A 19,665-nucleotide genomic window follows, 5' to 3' on the forward strand; every position below is an offset into this window, starting at 1 on the left:
AGTCTATACTACAAAGACAATGGTTTTTAGCATGATGAAAAGATTGTTAAGCAATACCTAATATGATGTTATAAACAATGATTTTAAGAAAGATTGAACGACAACGAAATCTTTGATAGAAAAGGGTGAAAAGAAAGATGACATAGATGTTAGATATCCGTCATCTTAAGTTAAGGCAGAAAATGGAAATGCTTGTTATACTTTAGATCAAGGAGGAAATATCTATGACAATATTAGCATTAGAAAATGTGCATAAAGTATATACATCTCGTTTAAAAAGTCAACATACGCATGCTTTGGACGGGGTGAGTATGGAATTAGAAAAAGGTGAATTTGTCGCTATCATGGGCGAAAGTGGTTCGGGGAAGAGTACACTGTTAAATCTATTGGCTTGTTTTGATGATACAAGTGAAGGAGCTATCTATATTCAGGATAAAAACATTGTAGCAATGAAGGAAGAAGAAAAGGCATTATATCGTAGAGAACACATAGGTTTTGTGTTTCAAGATTTTTCATTGCTTGACTCTTTAAGTGCAGAAGATAATATTTTATTACCATGCATCCTTTCTCAAAAAGATTTAAAGGAAAAGCGAAAATACTTGCAAAAGCTTTGTCATACTTTGCATATTGAAGATTTATTAAAACGTTTTCCTTATGAGTTAAGTGGAGGTCAGCAACAACGTGTGGCAATAGCAAGAGCCTTGATCAATGAACCAGATATTTTATTGGCAGATGAGCCAAGTGGTGCTTTAGACTCAAAAAGCAGCATGCAGCTATTAGAACTGCTGTGTGCATTACAAAAACAAGGACAATCGATTTTAATGGTGACACATAGCCCACTAGCAGCATCCTATGCACAACGTGTCGCTTTCCTAAAAGATGGCAAAATTATTCAAGAAATCTATAGTGGAGAAGATAATCGTGAAACTTTTTATAATCGTATCGTGCATATGCTGAGTGTTCAAGAAAGCAGGGATCTGCATGAATATTAAATATTATTTCACCTTGGCATGGAGTGATATTCGAAACATGAAGGATATTTATCTTCCTTATGGTGGAATGATGTCCATGTGTTTTTGTTTCTTATATATAATCGCATACTTAGGTACGCATGGTAATTTTTATTCCTTAACAAAAGGTTCCATTATGACGCTAGACTTACTAACATGTGGTGGTGTCATCTTATGTGTATTAATTTTTATCTTATGTTGGACGTTTTCATTGACGATACGCCGTCAGATATCCACGCGTCAGGGATTATATCGTGTGTTGGGTTTTTCCCGAAAGAATTTATTATTACTAAATGCCTGTGAGATGATAATTATCAGTGTGTTAGCACTCATTGGAGGTATGATATTCTGTATTGTATTCGGTAAGTTGCTTATCATGAGTGCAGAACGTTTTGCAAGACAAACACTGATACAAGGAATTACCGTTGATATGCGACTGATGTTATGGATAAGCTTATTTATGCTTTCTGTCGGACTTGTTTTGCTCGTTCGTGATTCAGTATATATTGTTACGCATAACCCTTTAACAATGTTACGTAAAGAAAAAATGCAAGAACAGCCAAAAGCAAAAAAATTGACAACCATATTTGGTATTGTATTTTTAGGCGTTGGTTATGGTATATCTTTATCCGTAAATGATATTGGTGATGATTTAGAAAAAATTGTTTTTGCCATTCTTCTTGTGATTTTTGGCACATATTGTGTTTTTAAAGGAACAGGGATTATGTTGTTGAAGCTGCTGCAACGAAATGAGAAACTATATTATCATAAAAAACATATGATTACCCTATCAAATCTATTATTTCGTTTGCGTAGTTATGCTGTTTCAATGGCAAGTATTACGATCTTACTGACGATGCTGATATTAACTGCATCCATGTGTATATCACTGTATACAGGGGTAGAAGATAGTGTAAAGCAACGCTTTCCTGAGTATAAATTTATCATTAATGGTATAAATGATGATCAACAGCTCCAACAAATAGTAAAGAAACATCATTTAGCAATTCAAAAAGAAGTCCAGATACCAGTAGTTCATGGTGCTATGCAAGTGGTAGTACGCAATGAAGAATTATGGATTGGAAAAGTGAATGAAACGATTAAAGAAAATGATTCGGTTCCAGCATTAACAGCTATCACATTATCTGGATATCAAAATGCGACAAATACACAAGTTCATTTAAAAAAAGATGAAGTTTTATTATTGAATCGTACATCCCATCCTATTCATACAATGAATATACGCATGGAAAATGATGATCATACCATTTCTATTATGAAGAAAAAGGTAAGATCTTCTGATGTCGATTTTGAAGTTTTCCCTACGGATTTAGTCTTAATCGTACCTGATCAACAAGCAGTTGCTTATTTAGATTATCTATTCGGGGAATATGTACACGATGATCCAGGTTATAGTACGACTTTAAGTATGTATCGCAGTATGAATTTCATTGGTAGTGAAGATAATCAAAAGGCATTAGCTGCAGACTTAAACGCAAACGAGGAAATAACAATAGAGGATTATTATACAGTTTTAGATGAAATGATGAGTGCATATGGAAGTTTTCTGTTTTTAGGCATTCTTTTCTCCATTCTCTTCATCTTCTCAATCTTTATGATCTTGTATTATCGTATGCATGAAGATTTACGCGAGCATGAACATGAGTACAGTATTTTATATCGTATTGGATTAACGAAGAGAGAGTTGAGTTTAGAGTCGGCAAGAGAGAATAGATGGCTGATCTTAGCACCTCCGATATTAGCAATCTTACATTGTCTTATGGCTTATCCGGCTTTTCACCTTTTTGCAAGTTTATTTGGTTTTGGAAAGAATGGTTTTTCGTTTATGCTGATGGGTGAAGGATGTTTGGTCGTTTTATTTGTTTTTATTGTTTATATGTTACTGTTGCAGATGTTAATAAAGAAAAAAATTATGACAAGAAAGGTTTAAGTAGAAATTGTTTGTGAGAAGCGTGTTATAAGTAATGATTTTGTTGTAAAGATAGTAATTTAAATATAAAAATAGGAAGCCTTAACATCAGAAAATGCGTTAAGGCTTCCTTTAAAATACTTTATGCAATAAGCAAGAAGGACTTAGGGGTTCTCAGCAGTGTTGTATTATTTGTCAAAAGCAGGATTATAACGATAATAGTTGTCTGAATCTAATTGTTTTTGAACGTAAGCCAAAGCTTCACCAAATCGTTGGAAATGTACGATTTCTCTTTCGCGTAGGAAAACCAAAGGGGCTATGACATCTGGGTCACAGGCTTCCCGGATAAGGTTGTCATACGTTGTTCTGGCTTTTTGTTCTGCTGCAACCTCATAAGAACAACATAGGCCAAAAGCCTTATAAACACGCTGTTTTTTATTGTACAGGCTTTCCCTAGCTGCGATTGCATAAGGACAAAAAGTACATAATCTATATAATATAGAAGATAAAACAAATTATCCTGCAAAAAATTTCATCGTTCAATCGTATGCAATCCAATCCTTAATATATGCCAAACAATATGACAACACGAATCTGCGATACGGTGGTAAAAGAATAAAAGCCAGTGGGGTTGTCTATTTGCAACAATATTTCGTCTGGTAAGCTCGTATTTGCAAGCTCTACATGGTTGAAACAAGCCATCCTCCTTATACTGCCTACCGTTTTTCATACAACTGAAACTGCCCAATCATATGATCCAGCATCTGCGTCTGTGTAGAAAGCTCCTCGCTTGCGGCCGCCAGCTCCTCGGATATCGAGGCATTATTCTGCACCACATCCGAAACCTGGCGCACCTCCGCTGTGATATTAGAAATGGATTTATGTTGATTTTCTGTGGCGGAAGCAATCCTATCCACCATAAAAATCACCTGTTTTGTACACTCGATAACCTGCAGCAGCGAATCGGCCGCCGTGTGGGCAACCTTTTCTCCATTTTTTACTGCTGCCACCGATTCCTTGATCAGAGCTGTCGTGTTCTTGGAGGCCATTGCCGTCTTATCCGCTAGACTGCGTATTTCTCGCGCAATCACCGCAAATCCTGTTCCCAGTTCACCGACCCTTGCCGCCTCTACAGAGGCATTTAAGGCTAGTAAATTCGTTTCGAATGCAATATCCTGAATAGTCTTCACTATCTTGTAAATTTCATCGGACCTTTCACTGATGATGTTCATTGCACTAATCATTTCCTGCATCTGCTGGTTGCTCTCAGAAACCTGTGCGCCCGCACGGTCTGTCTGGTTGCGCGCTTTATCCGCGTTCTCCTTTGTTACCCTGACTTGCTCAGATATTTCATTTACAGCTATGGCAAGTTTTTCAATCGAATCGGCCTGTTCCTCTGCCCCGATCGCAAGGATCTGCGCTCCTGAGGATACTTGTTCACTACCATTCGCCACTTGCCTTGCGGACTGGCTGATGCGCCAGAGGGTATCACTTAGTTTATCCCGCAGTCCCCACATCGACACTAGGATGCGGTCATAATGCCCCATGTAGTATTCATTGACATTGGATTGAACTTTAAAATTCCCCTCGGACATATCGCCAAGGATATCGCTGATATCTTCAATAATCGTCTTTTGATAGCTGATTAAATCCCGTATACTATCCGACATCTTTCCCAGTTCATCTCTCGACGTATAGGAAACGCACACGCCGTCTAACTGACCGTTTGCCAACTGCTGGGCGGCATCCTCAATCTCCTTCACAGGCTTGCGGATGCTGTTGGAAATATAGATGCCAAGCAGTGCCGCAGACACGATACTGAATGTCATGATGATCATGATAACAGTGATTGCCGATGCCTGCGCATATTCCCCTTCCTTCACCATATCCTGGGCGTTATGTGCCGCCACATCCGCGATCTGTTGGAGAAGATCCGCCATCTGATTCAGAACCGGAATATAACTGGACTTCATGACCTCGTATGCCTCATCCGTTTTCCCCGTTTCCACCAAAGCGAATACTTTGTCACGGTAGACGATGGCCTCCTGCAGCCGTTTATCCACCCTATCCACCATCGCGATGTCCCCTTTGAAGGAGTTACGGATTACGGGAAATGTAGCGCGCATGTTTCTGAGGCTTTCCTTCGCCTTATCAATGTACTCCGCGGATTCTTCCACATCAGACTCCAATATGGCATTTAAGATATCCCCTCGTGCAGCCTGCATCTCCCTTTTCGCTAGCCACACATTGATCGTCACTGTATAATTATTACGATAAAAAGAGGAAAGATTATCGCCAATTCTATTCAGCATGAATAGAGCAGCAATACTTGCCGACAGACATATTGCGATTACCATTGCATACGATAATAACAACCTAAACTTTAGTTTCATATTTCGTATTTTCTTCAACATAATTTTCTCCCAACGATGATGATTCACATCACTCCTATAACAGTTTTGATATTTTTCTGTAAAGCACACCCACTTCAATCGGCTTCTTAATATAACTGTTCATTCCTATCGCTTTCGCTTCGTGCACGCTTTCCCTTCGATCATGCCATGAGATAATAGAACCAACGCATACGCCTAAGCACTTTGCGGATCCGCTGAATTACCTCGCTTCCATTAAATACGGTATTTTATTAATCATACATTGAATTACCGATCTTCTAATGGATCTTTAACACTGTTTGTATGGCCATAATGGCCTACTTCGTCGTTGCGATGGGCTTGTCAGTCTCCGCCTTTTCAAGCAGCATATGCGCATGGGCGCAGAAGCCTTCATCATCCGCGACCAGCATCTTGAGATTCTCCATGATGCCGCTGTCTGCTCAAATGGGATGAAGATATGTTGCTAGAATGTTTACTCATGCCAATCTCGTTATGCTTCCCTTGAAGACGAGCTTGGCTCTTTCATTTTTGACTGGCATTTAGCCCCAAATTCTCTCTTGTTTTACGTTGCACGAACCTTTTACACCACTGTCCTCATATCTGATCCTTAGGGTTTTCCAATGAAAACCTTGTGCGTAAAAAGTCCAGTCTATCCTCAATAAACGCCTGCCAAGATTGTGCACACGCCGTCCAATGCTCCGCCATCATATCTGTTTCCAGCTGGGCGATAAAATCGTTCAAATCCATATGTGGCTGTTCACCAGAGCCTCTTAACACGGCAGAGAAAATATATCCCCATGCCATCAGCTCCCTCAACTTACCATAGCACTCCCTCAAGAATACAGAGGGAACTTCAGTAGAGATAAACTTTAAGAGGACATCAATACACAGAATATCGTTATTTTTACCGTGAAATTTGCTGATTTCCTGCAATAAAGCTTCTCTCTTTTCCGCGGTAATTGATTCCAAAGTAAAGAGAGTTACGTTATATATTGTCAAAAAGAGAAACTCCATTCCTTCCTTGTGCAGGGTCAAGTTCTCTTGCATTTCCCGCGTGTTAAGTATATACGGATTGATAGGCTCCATACATACCCGGGTCCCGACCCCCATGTAGGCTTTCGTCACCCCCAGTGAATGTAGTACATCCAGGGTCCGACGTACTGTGCTCAATGACACATGATACCGTTCTGCCATTTTAGGCAGGGACGGCAGATAGCTGCCAACGGGATAGACCTCCCAGAAAATCTCTTGAATAATGGTGGAGGCAAGGGTATAGCGCACCTGCGGCCGTTTTCGATACATCGTCCATGTAAACGGAATCTGCGGCACATTTTTCAAGTGATGTTCCTCGGGAATGGAATCGACAAATGCCTTGACTTCCAGAAAGTTCTGATAGTAGTAAGCATCTGTTTCCGCCTTCATGCGGTTGGCTATCTCAACTGACAAAAGACCATCTTCCATATAATTGACCATGCCGTACTCTTTATTGGGATAAAAATAATTGAGATAACGCAAGAATTGCCAGTATAGACTTTCCATTAAGCCATTGTTGAAAGTTCTCAGGACATCATAATACAATTTTGTTGGTTCCTCACTCAATATCCCAGTTGCATTTGTTTTCTTGTATAAACCTGCAGAGATACTCCGTTCTAAGTTTTTTAACCCCATCTCCCAGACCGTAGAAAATAGCAGAGCCCCTTGTTGATTAATATCTAGCATTCCATCTCTGCGCGGAACAAAATACTTCATAGCATTTTCTATGAAGGTTTTCTCTGTCCCCTGGTACACGATTATGGCCATCTTCCGCTGTTCTGTTTTTATGTACCCAGCTGCCTCCAATTTGTCCAAAGCAGTCTGCACCGTATTTCGCGCCAGACCAAAGGAAGCACAAATCTGTGAAATTGATCTTAACTGGTCGCCATATTGGTACATGCCAAAAAGAATTCGCGATTCATAGTATTCGTAAATCAGCTCGCTAAGTACATTATCATTTGCCATTTCTGTCCTCCAGCAGGGGGACACCTGCTCTTATGTGTTTACCGTTCCTTGGTGATTTTCAGCGAAGCAATAAATTATTAGTTTATTTTTTATCTCTCTGCTCATATTAGGGTAACCCTGTTCATGTTGGTACTAACTTAAGTATAGCACGCTTCCTACGAGCACGCAATGAATATTTCATTTGTATCTGGGACTTTTAAGGGATCTCATTTCCACCTCTGCGAATATAGAGCAGGGACAAAACGCAAATTATACAATTATAAAATTCGCACTTGGAGTTAAAGCGTTTCATATGCTGAAAGAAGATTGCGGCTATGTTCTATATATCAGCATACTGATACACTCGTCTAATACGCATCATCCATCACACTGGAAATGGTGAGCGTCCCATGGAGCTTTCTAAAGCCATCTGATTCCTTCATATGAATAGATAACTTATTTCATTATGTACAAGCATTTTTGGATACTTTTTAAATATAGTGTAGTGAGGTGGTTTCATGGCAAATGATGTTAAAGTAGTTTGCAAGAATGTTTTTAAAAATAGTGATACAGCGGCTCTGCAGAAAGTGTTTACTATGAAATGGATAGAATTGATAAACCAATTTGAAAAAAGTAAGGGGCACTCTACCCCTGCGAGTTGTTAAACAAGCGATTCTGCAAAGTGTTATCATAACATAAGCAGTGATCGTTTGTTTTGCCATCTTTGAAAAGGAGAACAAAACATGATGAATACGTCAAGGGTTGCGATATATTGCCGCTTATCCGAAGAAGATAGAAACAAACAATCAGAAACAGATGACAGTAACAGTATTCAAAATCAAAAGTCTATGCTGCTTCAATATGCTTTAGAACAAGGGTGGGAGGTCTACAATATTTACAGTGATGATGATTACACTGGCTCTGACCGACGACGACCAGAGTTCAACAAGTTACTGAATGACGCAAAAGACCGTAAATTTGATATTGTCTTATGTAAGACGCAATCCAGATTTACCAGGGAGCTTGAATTGGTAGAAAAGTATATCCACGGTCTATTTCCCATTTGGGGTATTCGCTTTATTAGTATAGTTGATAATGCGGATACCGCAAATAAAGGAAATAAGAAATCAAGACAGATCAACGGATTGGTGAATGAATGGTACTTGGAGGATATGTCGGAGAACATCAAGAGTGTGCTGACAGATCTAAGAAAAAACGGTCGTCACATTGGAGCATTTGCTCTCTTTGGTTATAAAAAAGACCCTAATATAAAAGGACACTTGATTATTGATGAAGAAGCTGCACAGGTTGTCAGAGAAGTTTTTACTCTGTTTTCACAAGGCTATGGAAAAACTGCCATTGCCCGCATGCTGAATGATCGAGGTATTCCCAACCCAACGGAATACAAGCGGCTTCATGGTTTACGCTGTCGAACACCCAAAGGCAAGAACAGTACCTTATGGAAATATTATGCTATTTCCGATATGCTGGTAAATGAAGTTTATATTGGCAATATGGTACAGGGCAAATATGGGAGTGTATCCTACAAGACAAAGCAAAATAAGCCACGTCCGAAAAGTGAGTGGTACATTGTCGAGGGTACGCACGAACCGATCATTGACCGTGAATTGTGGGATAAGGTACAGGTGTTGATAGCTCAAAAGGCAAAGCCATTTACAGCAGGTACGATTGGGTTATTTGCCAAAAAAGCCCGCTGTATGAACTGCGGTTATGTTATGCGTTCTAATAAACAGTCTGATGGCAGACGATATTTAGGGTGTTCTAGCCGACACGTTTCTAAGAATGCTTGTGTTGGTTCTTTCATTTCTGTACCTAAGTTGGAACAGGCGGTGATTACAGAAATCAATAAGCTGTCTGCCGCATATCTGGATAAAGATGAACTGGAACAAAGTGTAATCTTTAACAGTGATGTAAGAGGAAAACAGAAGGCTCTGAAAGAGGAAATAGCCGCGTATCAAAGTAAGATTGGAGAATATACCAAAGGTATTCGTGAGTTGTATTTAGATAAGGTTAAGGGTATCTTGTCAGAGCAGGACTATTTGGACTTATCCAAAGACTTCTCAACTCAAAAGGAAAGGTTAGAAAAACTGGTGATTGATACGCAAAAACAGCTTGACATTATGGAAAGAAAGATACAAGCTGGTGATAACAAACGCCAGTTAATTGAGCAATATACCAATCTTGAACATTTAAACAGGGAAATCGTTGATAAGCTGATTGACTATATAGAAGTTGGAAAAAAAGACCCTGTCACAAAAGAAGTACCTATTGAAATACATTGGAATTTCTAAATTCTTATAAGCTGGCAGCGGGTATGCCTGATTATCGCAAACACCACTTATACAGTCAATGTTGATCATACAAAGCGGCACCATCTGCTGCCATGTCTTCCATCAAGTCTGTGATAGGGTCACCTTTTGATTGGAAGTAAGTTGAAGTAAATGGAGCACCACTTGCTGCTTGTGGCCAGATACCAGTTGTATGATCGACATAGTAAGCATCAAAACCGGCTTTTTTAATTTCATCTACACTAAGATTGCGTGTTAGTTGATAGACGATGGCTGAAACCATTTCCAGATGAGCTAATTCTTCCGTTCCAATATCGGTCAACATCGCTTTCACTCGATCATAAGGCATTGCATATCGCTGATTCAAATAACGCATGGAAGCACTCAATTCACCATCTGGACCTCCAATTTGCGTAATGACAATTTTCGCAAAAGATGGATCCGGATGTTCTATCTGAACAGGAAACTGTAATTTCTTTTCATATACCCACATACTTACTTATCTCCTTCCCATGGCCATTTACCATGTATATATTCCCATGAACAGCTATTATTCTCACGGTTTGTTAATGGGCCATGCAAGGCTTCATATTCTTCTCTCGCCTGTTTACTGCAACATTGCATTGTGCGATAGTACGATAAAGCTTCTTTATCGTGCGGATGAGAATTTAGAAAAAGAGCAGCTTCCTGCAGAGCAAAATCATACATTTGTAACTGTGTTAAAACATCATCATGCATAAAAAGGACCTCCTTTCATTTATTGTCGAAATGGTTTGTTTAAATCATAGAATATTGTGCCACTGCAAAATCCTTTTTCCAATGGCATTGGCATACTCCATTTTTGCATTGGAACATAAGCCATACCTACCACCTGTCTACGGTGTGTAGATAAATTTGTACATACTTCAGAAGGTAAACCATAATCATTCTGTATATTGTTTTGCATAGATGTCACCTCCTTTCTTTCTATACTATTTCATAAGAGAAAAAACTTGTAGATATATAACCTGTCAAAAGGAAAGCAATAGAATATTAGCAAAAACAGCAGATTAGACTTAATTTTCATGGCAAAAGAAAAAAGATGCAATTGCTTGCATCTCTTCTCTATAAAGACTATTTAATTTCCTGATCTAATTCATTAAACGGTTCATAATCGAAAAATTCTGCTAGTGTGATATCCATACCATCACAAATCTTTTTGATTGTGGAAACAGTTGGATTCTTACTCCTTCCAGAGGTAATATTACTTAGTGTTGATTGTGTCATACCACATAAAATACTAAGTTTATTCATGGAAATGTTGCGCTCATCGCATAATTCCTGAATACGTTGGCAGCATACTTCTTGTAGTGTCATTGGAATCACTCCTTTTCTAATACCTATTCTAAAAGATTCGCTATAGAAAGTTTAACCAATTATAGTTAAATTAACTATATATACAACAAATTTATAAGTATCACGCATTCCCGTTTAAGAAACGAATATTTCAAATGAAAATGCTCATACTACACGTTGTAAAGGAGTGTCGTTATGAAAGCTACTGGAATCGTTAGAAGACTGGATGATTTGGGACGTTTGGTTATCCCTAAAGAAATAAGAAAACAATATCGATTGAAAGAAGGAGATTCTATTGAATTTTTCATTGATAATGATCGCATCGTAATTCAAAAACATGATATCATGTCAAATCATATGGAAGAAATAAATATCATGTGTGAAACTTTACATGCAATGTATCAAAATACTGTTTGGTTTATCCAGGATGAATGGTTAAACAAAAAACAAATTAATTTGCGCGAAAGTTTCTTAGAACAATGTCATGTTCATCGCATGCAAGTTTTTAAAAATACAATGGTCATGAAAAATCAGGATACGGCATATGATGGTATTATCTATCCGATTACCTCTTTTGGCGATTGGTTTGGAGCCTTTGTTATGTTATATGATAAAAGTGTATTAGATAAAGAACAGTTATATGCGTTGGAGGCATTTACACAACTTTTATCTCGCCAACAATCACAATAAATGGTAAACTATACCGTAGAGGTGAAGTTACGATGCGATTAGATAAATATCTGAAAACAGCACGTATTTTAAAACGGCGAACAGTATCAAAAGAATTAGCCGATCAACAACGTGTTTATGTTAACGGAAAAGTAGCAAAACCATCTACGGATGTAAAAATTGGTGATGAAATACGCGTTCTGTTTGGTTATCGAGAATTAAGTGTTCGCGTTTTGATGCTACAGAAACAAGTAAATAAGAATGATGCGGCACTCATGTTTGAAGTGTTAGAAGAAAAAATCATCAAGAAGGATGCACCAAATAATGGATGATAGAAACAGGAACAAACAATTATAAAAAGGCTGTAATGCGAATTGACACAAGGGAAATGAATCTTAAAGTTTAGATAAATAGTTCATTTCAAAGTCGTCACTCCATTACGTCTTTTTTTCATTATGGGGAATCATAAAAATGAGGAATCATGAAAAGATGTTCTTAGAATCGATAGAACAAAGAAATTTCTGAATTCGAGTTAACTATATATAGTTAAAAATGGTAAAATAAAGTATACCATCAGTTGCATGTGTTTTGAATGGAGGGCTCGTTATTACAGATTCAGAAATCTTTCAAATAAACGTAGATATCATGGAAATATCAAACGAACAAGATGATTTGCATGCGTTATGCTCTTGGATAGATGAAATAGGAATTGATGCTGTGTTTGAAACAATCATTCGTCTACATACAATTTATGCGCTGGAATAAAAACGTTAGAATCATTTTGGTAAATCTTAAAAAGTCTTAAACCCTTATTATTTACTAGTGTTTTCATATAAATGTTATATAATGAAGACGAAAACATTGTATAGAAAGGATGCGTATATTGTAAGGATGACTGCTTAGGTGAGTTCATTACAATATACCAGGTGATGGTATGGCATATAATGTCCTGATCGTAGATGATAATAAAGAAATCCGAGAAGTGGTCAATGTACTATTAAGTAATGAAGGATATATTGTGAATGAAGCTGACAATGGTGCAGAAGCTATTACAAAATGCGAAGCACAGGATCTTATTATCTTAGATATCATGATGCCCGGTATGGATGGTTTTAAGACATGTCGACGTATCCGTGAATTAACCAATGTACCTATCTTATTTCTTACGGCAAAGACTTTAGATCAAGATAAAGAAGACGGCTTTAACAGTGGTGGCGATGATTATCTTATTAAACCATTTTCATATAGCGAGCTTTTATCTCGTGTAAATGCTCTTATACGTCGTTTTTATGTATATCGCGGAAAAAGTAATATTGAGGAAAGTAATATTATAGAACGTAATGATTTGAAAGTGGATCAAAATAGTAATCGTGTATGGGTTGGTGATGAAGAAGTAAATCTTACCGAGATAGAGTATCGTATCTTGCAATTACTGATTACCAATCCTAAGCGCGTTTTTTCTAATAAAGAATTATACGAAAGCATATGGGATGAATCCTATTTATATACTGCCAATAACACGATCATGGTACATATACGGAATTTAAGGAAAAAATTATTAGTTGATCCTTCCAATCCTAAGTATATACGTACTATTTGGGGAAAGGGGTATCGCTTTGATTAGAAAAACACGAATATCCAGATTAAGTATCAAACTGGTTATGATAGTGTTAATTTCTTTTGTGGCCAGTGCTTTATTATTTGCTATTTTGTTCATGAACCGTTATCGCGTTTTTCATTTCATTATTGATGAAACAGCCTTAACAAAATCAACAGCTGAATCGGTAGCTCAATTGCAAACTACGATTACCAAGAAACATATATCAAAAAATGATCAGAAACGCATCCGTGAAGAAATGAAAGAATATCGCCATCTTACGATGCAGCTATATGATTCTGAAGGGGTCTATTATACGGATCATGCCAGTCCTTTGGAAAAGGATGTATACATAGAAACATCTTCTTTTCTATTAACGTTATATTATCCACAATATGAAGATTATACATTAAAATTTTATGATGGTACATATAATTTGACCGTGTATTCTTATCAAGGTGTTTGGTTTATGGAGCTGTATGTAATAGGTGCTATTGTGCTTTGTGTGATGCTATTTCTATTACTGATCATGCGCTATATCCGCCGTAAAATAAATTACATCCTAAAAATAGGGGATGAAATGAAGCTGATAGAAAGTGGGGATTTTCAACATCCGATTCTTTATGAAGGTAAAGATGAATTAACAGATCTGGCAATTCAATTGAACCAATTGCGTTCTGTATTAGATGAAAACATGCGAAGTGAAAAAGAAGCAAAACAAGCAAATCAGGATTTGGTTACAGCGATGAGTCATGATTTACGTACGCCATTGACCTCCCTCCTTGGTTATCTTGATATTCTTGACATGAAAATATATAAGAATGAAGAAGAGCGTTCGGAATATATTCGTAAGTGTAAAATAAAGGCTGATCAAATTAAAGATATGTCTGATCGTTTATTTACGCATTTCCTAATCTATGCACAGGATGAGAATATCCAATTGCAGCTGATGGATCAAGATCAGGTAAATGTGATGCTCGAGGCCTTTGGCAATGAATTGATTGACAGTGGTTTTGAGATTCAGCTGCTTATTGACGCAAAACCATTTAAGATTATGGCTGAAACGAGTTTGTTAAAAAGAATATTCGATAATTTATTATCAAATATCCGCAAATATGGGTCATCACAAGTGGAAATAAGTTTACGCTGTGAAGAAAAGCAGTTATGCATGTGTATTAAAAATGATAAGAAAGAGGATATTTCAAAAGAAAAAAGTTCTCATATCGGATTAAAGAGTGTACGAAAAATGCTGTCTTACATGAATGCTACTTTAGTGATTCAGGAGGTAGAAGACATTTTTGTAGTACAGCTTGTGTTCCCTTTATCAATGGATGGTTTACCAAAAGCATGAGATGTTAAATGAGGATCCTTTATATGGAAATGTTAGTATCAGACAAAATGTATTCCTATCGGCTTTTGGAAATCTTGTACAACTAGGATATGAAGTGAATAAAGAAAAAGAATCATCAGCAAGTTCTAAGCATGAGATTACTTGAAAGAGATAATATTCAAACCTATTTCAGTAAATCATTGCGTGAATGAATTGCCAAGGATTCTTTTTTTGTATCATGTTTCACCGTGATGTGATCATTAGAATATTATCATAAACAGCATAAGAAAACAGTTAATACTTAAAATTAAGGCTTACTTGAATTAAAATTACAAAAAATGTAAGGAAGTTAATGCTTGCAGGATACCATCTTCACTAACTTTTGTCGTTACATAATCAGCGATTGCTTTTACATCTTCATGAGCATTTCCCATAGCAACGCCTATGGCAGCATGTGCCAACATTTCTACATCGTTTAAACTATCCCCAAAGGCAATGTAGGAATCCATTTGCAGATGTTTTAACAAGTATTGGATGCCTTTATATTTATGATAATCTTTTAATACGATGTCGGCATACGTGGATAATCCGGGAATAACATGTATACCATCAATTTCATGATAAGATGCATAATCGTATTGTAAGGGACCGTAAGCGATCATCATGATGACAGGTTGTCCATCATAAGGCTTAACTTCTGGAACAAGTTCTTTAAAAAAATCCAATGCCTGATAAACCAGCTCATTAGGCGCAGCAGTAAGATATTCACCTTCTCCATGAATTATCAATATAGGATTTTGTTGGGCATGTGCCACCTGCATACACTTTTCAACACTCGCTTGAGGAATACAGGCGAGATGTAAGATTTCTTGTTTTTTATTAAAGATTGCCTGACCATTGTTACATAAGAAAAAATCCCAATCAATTAAGGAAGCAAAACCGCCATTCTTCAATGATGGCAAAGAACGTCCTGTCGATATTCCCAGTAAATGCCCTTGTTTATGCAGCTGTTGTAAGGCTGTGATTGTAGAAAGGGGAATTTGATGGGTTTCTGTGTCAATGAGTGTACCATCAACATCAAAAAGAAATAGCATTTTATCGTTCATAAATTTATCAACCTGCCTTATGTCTACATGGTATCATAGGTTAAGGAACATTGCCACATTTAATCTTCATGGTGAAGTATACATTCGTAAACATATGGAAAACAACGGAAATTGGGTAGGAAATAGGCGATATACCTTTTTTTTACTTGGCTTTTTTGATAAAATAGGAATGGAGGTAATTTTTTTATGAAATCTGCAATAGTATTAGCGGCTGGTAAAGGTACCAGAATGAAATCCTCACTATGTAAAGTCATGCATCCGGTGTTAAATAAACCAATGATCGGACATATTATCGCGGCATTAAGGGCTGCCGAGGTTGATCGAATCATTGTTGTTGTCGGACATGGAGCAAATAGCGTCAAGGAGTATTTACAAGATGACGTAGAATATGCATTACAGGAACCGCAGTTGGGTACCGGGCATGCTGTCATGCAAGCTAAGGCATTAGCTGAAGAAGACGGCGATACCATTATCGTAAATGGGGATGGACCTTGTATTCAGAAAGAAACAATTCTGAAAGCATTTGCGGCGAATCAAAACTATGCATGTACCGTATTGACTAGCGTATTAGCGGATGGTGAGCGTTATGGACGTATAGTACGTAATCGTGATGGTATGGTTGAAAAAATCGTTGAAGCAAAAGATTGCAGTGCTGAGGAATTAGCCATTAAAGAAATCAATACTGGAATTTTCTGTTTCAAGACCAGCAAGCTGTTTGATGGTTTAAAAGAAATCACCACCAACAATGCCCAGAATGAGTATTATTTAACAGATCTGGTAGAAATTTTTCATAAGCATAATGAAAAGGTAAATGCGATGATCGTAGATGATGCAGAGGAAACCATGGGTGTGAATGATCGTGTTGATTTAGCAAAAGCCAATAGCTGGATGAAAAAGCACATTAATCATAAACACATGTTAAATGGTGTGACCATTCTGGATCCAGACAACACCTATATTGATGCTGATGTGGAAATCGGAGAGGATACAACGATTTATCCCAATGTGCATCTGCAGGGAAACACTAAGATAGGTTCCCATGTGACAATTTTACCGAATTCTTTCTTACGCAATGCGCTTATTGAAGATGGTGTGACCATTGATAGCAGCAAAATTGTTGAAAGTAAGGTAGGGGCTAAGACAGCTATCGGTCCTATGTCACATTTAAGAAACAATACGGAAATCGGTGAGAATTGTCGTATTGGAAATTTTGTGGAATTTAAAAACTCACACTTTGGCAATGGAAGTAAATGTGCGCACTTAACGTATGTGGGAGACAGTGATGTTGGCGAGCGTGTCAACTTTGGCTGTGGTGTTGTGACCGTCAATTACGATGGTAAGAACAAATATCGCACGACGATTAAAGATGGTGCATTTATTGGCAGCAATTGTAATCTGATTGCGCCTGTGACCATTGGCGAAAACGCTTTGCTTGCGGCAGGTTCTACAATTACTGATTCAGTAGATGATGGTGATATGGGAATTGCCCGCTCTCGTCAGTCCATAAAGAAAGGTTATGGATCAAAGTATAAGAACAAATAGGAAAGGAATAGGGAACAATGGAAAACAAAACAGTAGTATTTGCGTTAACATCCAGTGTGGGTCTGGCAAATGAAATCGTCAGTCAACTGGGTATTCCTCTGGGACAGTGTGATGTAAAACACTTCTCCGATGGAGAAATCATGGTTGAACTTGGGGAATCTGTACGTGGTAAGAATGTCTTTATCGTACAGTCTACCTGCGCACCGGTTTCCAGTAACATCATGGAGGTGTTGATTGCTATTGATGCCTGCAAACGTGCCAGCGCCGGACATATTTCTGTCGTAATGCCATACTTTGGCTATGCACGTCAGGATCGTAAGGCAAAACCAAGACAGCCAATCACCTCAAAGTTAGTTGCTGATTTACTTGAAAGAGCAGGAGCTAACCGTGTAATCACAATGGAACTTCATGCTACACAGATTCAGGGATTCTTCGATATTCCGGCGGATGATATTTCAGCAATACCAATCATCGGTAAATATTTCAAGGAATTAAATCTGCAGGATGTAGTTGTTGTATCTCCGGACCATGGAGGAACTACGCGTGCGCGTAAGTTAGCGGAGATTCTGCATGCACCATTGGCTATTATCGATAAACGTCGTCCAAAACCAAATGTGGCAGAAGCGATGAATATCATTGGTGATGTAAATGGTAAGGTTGCCATCATGGTAGATGACATTGTAGATACTGCCGGAACGTTAACAGCAGGTATTAACATGTTGTATGAAAAGGGTGCTACCGCTGTATACGCATCTTGTGTACATGGGGTATTAAGCGGACCAGCAATTGATCGTTTAAAAGCAAGTAATTTAGCAGGTTTCATCTGTACAAATACAATTGCACAAGATGAAAAAGCTGCTCAGTATCCAGAAATGAAAGTATTATCTGTTGGACCGGTACTTGGTGATGTCATTAAGGCAATTGAAGAAAACCGCCCGGTAAGTCCAATTGTTTCCCGTTACGCTGAATAAAAAAATACATAGAAAGGAATTTATATGCTGGAACATATCGTTGCACAATTCCTGCCAGAAATTATTTCTTTACTGGAACTGATTGGGATTGCAGTAATCACCTTCGGTTCGGTTAAGGCTTTCTATCATTATAGTAAGGCTTTTCTGACAAAGAAACGATACCCGATACGTATCGAATTAGCAAATGCTCTGGCATTGGGACTGGAATTTAAGATGGGAGCCGAAATTTTAAAGACGGTTCTTGTCCGCAGTCTAAATGAAATCCTCATTTTAGGTGCGATCATTCTTCTAAGAGCACTGTTGTCATTGATGATTCATTTTGAAATCAAGGCAGAACAGCAACATGGCTCTCCTGAAGAGGCATCTCCTAACAATTATTAAACATCATAAAATATATTTATTAAAAAAGAGTCAAGGCATATACGAATGTATTCTCACAAATGAAGTGGCAAATGTGAGAGATACCGTGTAATGTCACGACTCTTTTCTTATATAAGTCTTTATAAAGGATATTTTATTGCTTTTCTATTCTTATAACTTATCAAACTTTGTTTCATAATTTAACATACTTCTTTATAATTCATTAAACTTATTTGTAAATCATTAAAATTTTTTTAATTCAACAAACTTCATTATAATTCATTAAACTTTTCTTGATAACTCATGGTACTTAGCTTTTTAAGAAACGTATGTTCTATTTATCGTTTGTATGAAAAATGGTGTGAATAAAATGTTTAGGCCCATGTCGATAAAGCAATAAGATACCATCTTTTCCTATATCATGATAAACATCATCAAAATAAAACATACCGGCTACTGCCGTGAATTGATTCCAAAAGTCACTATGTAATGCTTTATGCAATACGGTATGCTGCAAAGCTTTATTTTCAATTGTAATAGCTTGTGCCAACATGCCAAATGCTTTTTCTTTGTGAGGCTCATAGCGGACATCTTGAAATTTATACTCTTTACAATTGCGATTCCAGGCTAACCAATTAGCCAGCCCATGAGTAAATGTCATATCATCTAGCATGTCAAGATAATGGTGAGTTGACAAAGGGTAACGATGACGTATACAAAGCTTGGTTATTTCCAAAGTGATATAATTTTGCATGATATAAGTCATTTGAGAGAGGATTCTTGTATAATCAGCAATATGAATCAGATCTAAAATGATAACATTGTGCTTGAAAACTTCGGTACGCATTGGGGCTGAGGTACTTCCGACAACCGGTATGATGGTTAATGAAGCAAGAAGCTCATCCATATCGGAAAATAAGCTTAACCAGATATCTTTATTAAATACCGGGAATTCCTCGACAATCGTTTCCAGTTCACTTAGTAATGCGGAAACGACATCTTTACGTTTGCTATCTGGTTGTTGAAAGCCAGATACATAGGAATATCCGCTGGTTTGTTCCATAGGTAAATCATGTAAAAAGGCATGAATAAGAGATGAATCAATTTGCATACTATCCCTCCTTGTCTTTTATTTT

The 19,665-nt window shown here is 37.5% G+C and carries 20 protein-coding genes; 11 read left to right on the top strand and 9 right to left on the bottom strand.

The features are described 5' to 3' along the window. Nucleotides 1–224 precede the first annotated feature (224 nt). Complete coding sequence (locus EDD61_RS03610) at nt 225–992, top strand: ABC transporter ATP-binding protein (RefSeq protein ID WP_008690257.1); 768 nt, start codon at nt 225–227, stop codon at nt 990–992. Next, a complete protein-coding gene (locus EDD61_RS03615) occupies nt 982–2,961 on the top strand; it encodes an FtsX-like permease family protein (RefSeq protein ID WP_132224047.1) in 1,980 nt (659 codons plus the stop codon). The genes EDD61_RS03610 and EDD61_RS03615 overlap by 11 nt, the downstream gene beginning before the upstream one ends. Before the next feature lie 167 nt (nt 2,962–3,128). Here EDD61_RS03615 and EDD61_RS14150 read toward each other — a convergent pair whose 3' ends face one another. From EDD61_RS14150 to EDD61_RS03630, 3 genes are all read right to left on the bottom strand, one after another. Continuing rightward, a complete protein-coding gene (locus EDD61_RS14150; RefSeq protein WP_308066613.1) occupies nt 3,129–3,440 on the bottom strand; it encodes a manganese catalase family protein in 312 nt (103 codons plus the stop codon). Nucleotides 3,441–3,656: 216 nt separating this feature from the next. After that, entirely contained in the window at nt 3,657–5,354 is a 1,698-nt protein-coding gene (locus tag EDD61_RS03625) for a methyl-accepting chemotaxis protein (protein ID WP_008690260.1), read from the bottom strand. A 573-nt stretch (nt 5,355–5,927) separates the two neighbouring features. Further along, on the bottom strand, nt 5,928–7,331 hold the full coding sequence (locus EDD61_RS03630; RefSeq protein ID WP_132224049.1) for a GntR family transcriptional regulator: 1,404 nt from the start codon (nt 7,329–7,331) through the stop codon (nt 5,928–5,930). Nucleotides 7,332–7,828: 497 nt separating this feature from the next. On the opposite strand from EDD61_RS03630, the gene EDD61_RS13730 reads away from it, so the two are divergent. Beyond that, entirely contained in the window at nt 7,829–7,975 is a 147-nt protein-coding gene (locus tag EDD61_RS13730) for a hypothetical protein (protein WP_008690262.1), read from the top strand. Between the two features lie 78 nt (nt 7,976–8,053). Next, nucleotides 8,054–9,622 (top strand): recombinase family protein, encoded by a 1,569-nt coding sequence (locus tag EDD61_RS03635; protein ID WP_132224051.1) that lies wholly within the window; start codon nt 8,054–8,056, stop codon nt 9,620–9,622. A gap of 55 nt (nt 9,623–9,677) precedes the next feature. Here the strand turns inward: EDD61_RS03635 and EDD61_RS03640 are convergent, their stop codons facing one another. The 4 genes from EDD61_RS03640 to EDD61_RS03655 all read right to left on the bottom strand — a co-directional run bounded on the left by EDD61_RS03640 (nt 9,678) and on the right by EDD61_RS03655 (nt 10,975). Further along, nucleotides 9,678–10,112, bottom strand: a complete 435-nt coding sequence (locus tag EDD61_RS03640) for a manganese catalase family protein (RefSeq protein WP_132224053.1) — start codon at nt 10,110–10,112, stop codon at nt 9,678–9,680. 2 nt (nt 10,113–10,114) lie between these two features. Continuing rightward, the gene (locus EDD61_RS03645) at nt 10,115–10,357 is read right to left on the bottom strand and encodes a spore coat protein CotJB (protein WP_008690265.1); all 243 of its coding nucleotides are present in this window, start codon (nt 10,355–10,357) and stop codon (nt 10,115–10,117) included. A gap of 19 nt (nt 10,358–10,376) precedes the next feature. Further along, complete coding sequence (locus tag EDD61_RS03650) at nt 10,377–10,565, bottom strand: spore coat associated protein CotJA (RefSeq protein WP_132224055.1); 189 nt, start codon at nt 10,563–10,565, stop codon at nt 10,377–10,379. Between the two features lie 167 nt (nt 10,566–10,732). Then, nucleotides 10,733–10,975 carry a helix-turn-helix domain-containing protein gene (locus EDD61_RS03655; RefSeq protein ID WP_008977982.1) on the bottom strand — a complete coding sequence of 81 codons (243 nt, stop codon included), beginning with the start codon at nt 10,973–10,975 and terminating at the stop codon, nt 10,733–10,735. Between the two features lie 174 nt (nt 10,976–11,149). Here EDD61_RS03655 and EDD61_RS03660 point away from each other — a divergent pair, with 174 nt between their 5' ends. The 4 genes from EDD61_RS03660 (at nt 11,150) to EDD61_RS03675 (ending at nt 14,571) form a co-directional block, all read left to right on the top strand. Next, nucleotides 11,150–11,644, top strand: a complete 495-nt coding sequence (locus EDD61_RS03660) for an AbrB/MazE/SpoVT family DNA-binding domain-containing protein (protein ID WP_008690269.1) — start codon at nt 11,150–11,152, stop codon at nt 11,642–11,644. A gap of 32 nt (nt 11,645–11,676) precedes the next feature. Next, nucleotides 11,677–11,955 (top strand): RNA-binding S4 domain-containing protein, encoded by a 279-nt coding sequence (locus EDD61_RS03665; protein WP_008977983.1) that lies wholly within the window; start codon nt 11,677–11,679, stop codon nt 11,953–11,955. A 602-nt stretch (nt 11,956–12,557) separates the two neighbouring features. Next, the gene (locus tag EDD61_RS03670) at nt 12,558–13,247 is read left to right on the top strand and encodes a response regulator transcription factor (RefSeq protein WP_008690271.1); all 690 of its coding nucleotides are present in this window, start codon (nt 12,558–12,560) and stop codon (nt 13,245–13,247) included. Continuing rightward, the gene (locus EDD61_RS03675; RefSeq protein WP_243642684.1) at nt 13,240–14,571 is read left to right on the top strand and encodes a HAMP domain-containing sensor histidine kinase; all 1,332 of its coding nucleotides are present in this window, start codon (nt 13,240–13,242) and stop codon (nt 14,569–14,571) included. Before EDD61_RS03670 ends, EDD61_RS03675 begins: the two co-directional genes overlap by 8 nt. Nucleotides 14,572–14,879: 308 nt before the next feature. On the opposite strand, the gene EDD61_RS03680 is transcribed toward EDD61_RS03675, so the two are convergent. Beyond that, nucleotides 14,880–15,656 (bottom strand): HAD family hydrolase, encoded by a 777-nt coding sequence (locus tag EDD61_RS03680; RefSeq protein ID WP_132224057.1) that lies wholly within the window; start codon nt 15,654–15,656, stop codon nt 14,880–14,882. A gap of 186 nt (nt 15,657–15,842) precedes the next feature. On the opposite strand from EDD61_RS03680, the gene glmU reads away from it, so the two are divergent. The 3 genes from glmU to EDD61_RS03695 are packed head-to-tail and all read left to right on the top strand — an operon-like array spanning nt 15,843 to nt 18,550. Then, nucleotides 15,843–17,198 (top strand): bifunctional UDP-N-acetylglucosamine diphosphorylase/glucosamine-1-phosphate N-acetyltransferase GlmU, encoded by a 1,356-nt coding sequence (gene glmU, locus EDD61_RS03685; RefSeq protein WP_132224059.1) that lies wholly within the window; start codon nt 15,843–15,845, stop codon nt 17,196–17,198. 17 nt (nt 17,199–17,215) lie between these two features. Next, nucleotides 17,216–18,169, top strand: coding sequence for a ribose-phosphate diphosphokinase (locus EDD61_RS03690; protein ID WP_008690275.1), 954 nt, complete (start codon nt 17,216–17,218; stop codon nt 18,167–18,169). 24 nt (nt 18,170–18,193) lie between these two features. Further along, nucleotides 18,194–18,550 (top strand): DUF1622 domain-containing protein, encoded by a 357-nt coding sequence (locus tag EDD61_RS03695; protein ID WP_008690277.1) that lies wholly within the window; start codon nt 18,194–18,196, stop codon nt 18,548–18,550. Nucleotides 18,551–18,863: 313 nt separating this feature from the next. On the opposite strand, the gene EDD61_RS03700 is transcribed toward EDD61_RS03695, so the two are convergent. Then, nucleotides 18,864–19,640 carry a hypothetical protein gene (locus tag EDD61_RS03700; protein WP_132224061.1) on the bottom strand — a complete coding sequence of 259 codons (777 nt, stop codon included), beginning with the start codon at nt 19,638–19,640 and terminating at the stop codon, nt 18,864–18,866. Nucleotides 19,641–19,665 lie beyond the last annotated feature (25 nt).

Source organism: Longicatena caecimuris (assembly GCF_004341945.1).
In the GTDB taxonomy this organism is placed as follows: Bacteria; Bacillota_I; Bacilli_A; order Erysipelotrichales; family Erysipelotrichaceae; genus Longicatena; species Longicatena caecimuris.

Bases quoted from the DNA above. Each gene is read 5' to 3' on its own strand.
- EDD61_RS03610 (WP_008690257.1), top strand. From the start codon at position 225: ATGACAATATTAGCATTAGAAAATGTGCATAAAGTATATACATCTCGT.
- EDD61_RS03615 (WP_132224047.1), top strand. From the start codon at position 982: ATGAATATTAAATATTATTTCACCTTGGCATGGAGTGATATTCGAAAC.
- EDD61_RS03625 (WP_008690260.1), bottom strand. From the start codon at position 5,354: ATGTTGAAGAAAATACGAAATATGAAACTAAAGTTTAGGTTGTTATTA.
- EDD61_RS03630 (WP_132224049.1), bottom strand. From the start codon at position 7,331: ATGGCAAATGATAATGTACTTAGCGAGCTGATTTACGAATACTATGAA.
- EDD61_RS13730 (WP_008690262.1), top strand. From the start codon at position 7,829: ATGGCAAATGATGTTAAAGTAGTTTGCAAGAATGTTTTTAAAAATAGT.
- EDD61_RS03635 (WP_132224051.1), top strand. From the start codon at position 8,054: ATGATGAATACGTCAAGGGTTGCGATATATTGCCGCTTATCCGAAGAA.
- EDD61_RS03640 (WP_132224053.1), bottom strand. From the start codon at position 10,112: ATGTGGGTATATGAAAAGAAATTACAGTTTCCTGTTCAGATAGAACAT.
- EDD61_RS03645 (WP_008690265.1), bottom strand. From the start codon at position 10,357: ATGCATGATGATGTTTTAACACAGTTACAAATGTATGATTTTGCTCTG.
- EDD61_RS03650 (WP_132224055.1), bottom strand. From the start codon at position 10,565: ATGCAAAACAATATACAGAATGATTATGGTTTACCTTCTGAAGTATGT.
- EDD61_RS03655 (WP_008977982.1), bottom strand. From the start codon at position 10,975: ATGACACTACAAGAAGTATGCTGCCAACGTATTCAGGAATTATGCGAT.
- EDD61_RS03660 (WP_008690269.1), top strand. From the start codon at position 11,150: ATGAAAGCTACTGGAATCGTTAGAAGACTGGATGATTTGGGACGTTTG.
- EDD61_RS03665 (WP_008977983.1), top strand. From the start codon at position 11,677: ATGCGATTAGATAAATATCTGAAAACAGCACGTATTTTAAAACGGCGA.
- EDD61_RS03670 (WP_008690271.1), top strand. From the start codon at position 12,558: ATGGCATATAATGTCCTGATCGTAGATGATAATAAAGAAATCCGAGAA.
- EDD61_RS03680 (WP_132224057.1), bottom strand. From the start codon at position 15,656: ATGAACGATAAAATGCTATTTCTTTTTGATGTTGATGGTACACTCATT.
- glmU (WP_132224059.1), top strand. From the start codon at position 15,843: ATGAAATCTGCAATAGTATTAGCGGCTGGTAAAGGTACCAGAATGAAA.
- EDD61_RS03690 (WP_008690275.1), top strand. From the start codon at position 17,216: ATGGAAAACAAAACAGTAGTATTTGCGTTAACATCCAGTGTGGGTCTG.
- EDD61_RS03695 (WP_008690277.1), top strand. From the start codon at position 18,194: ATGCTGGAACATATCGTTGCACAATTCCTGCCAGAAATTATTTCTTTA.
- EDD61_RS03700 (WP_132224061.1), bottom strand. From the start codon at position 19,640: ATGCAAATTGATTCATCTCTTATTCATGCCTTTTTACATGATTTACCT.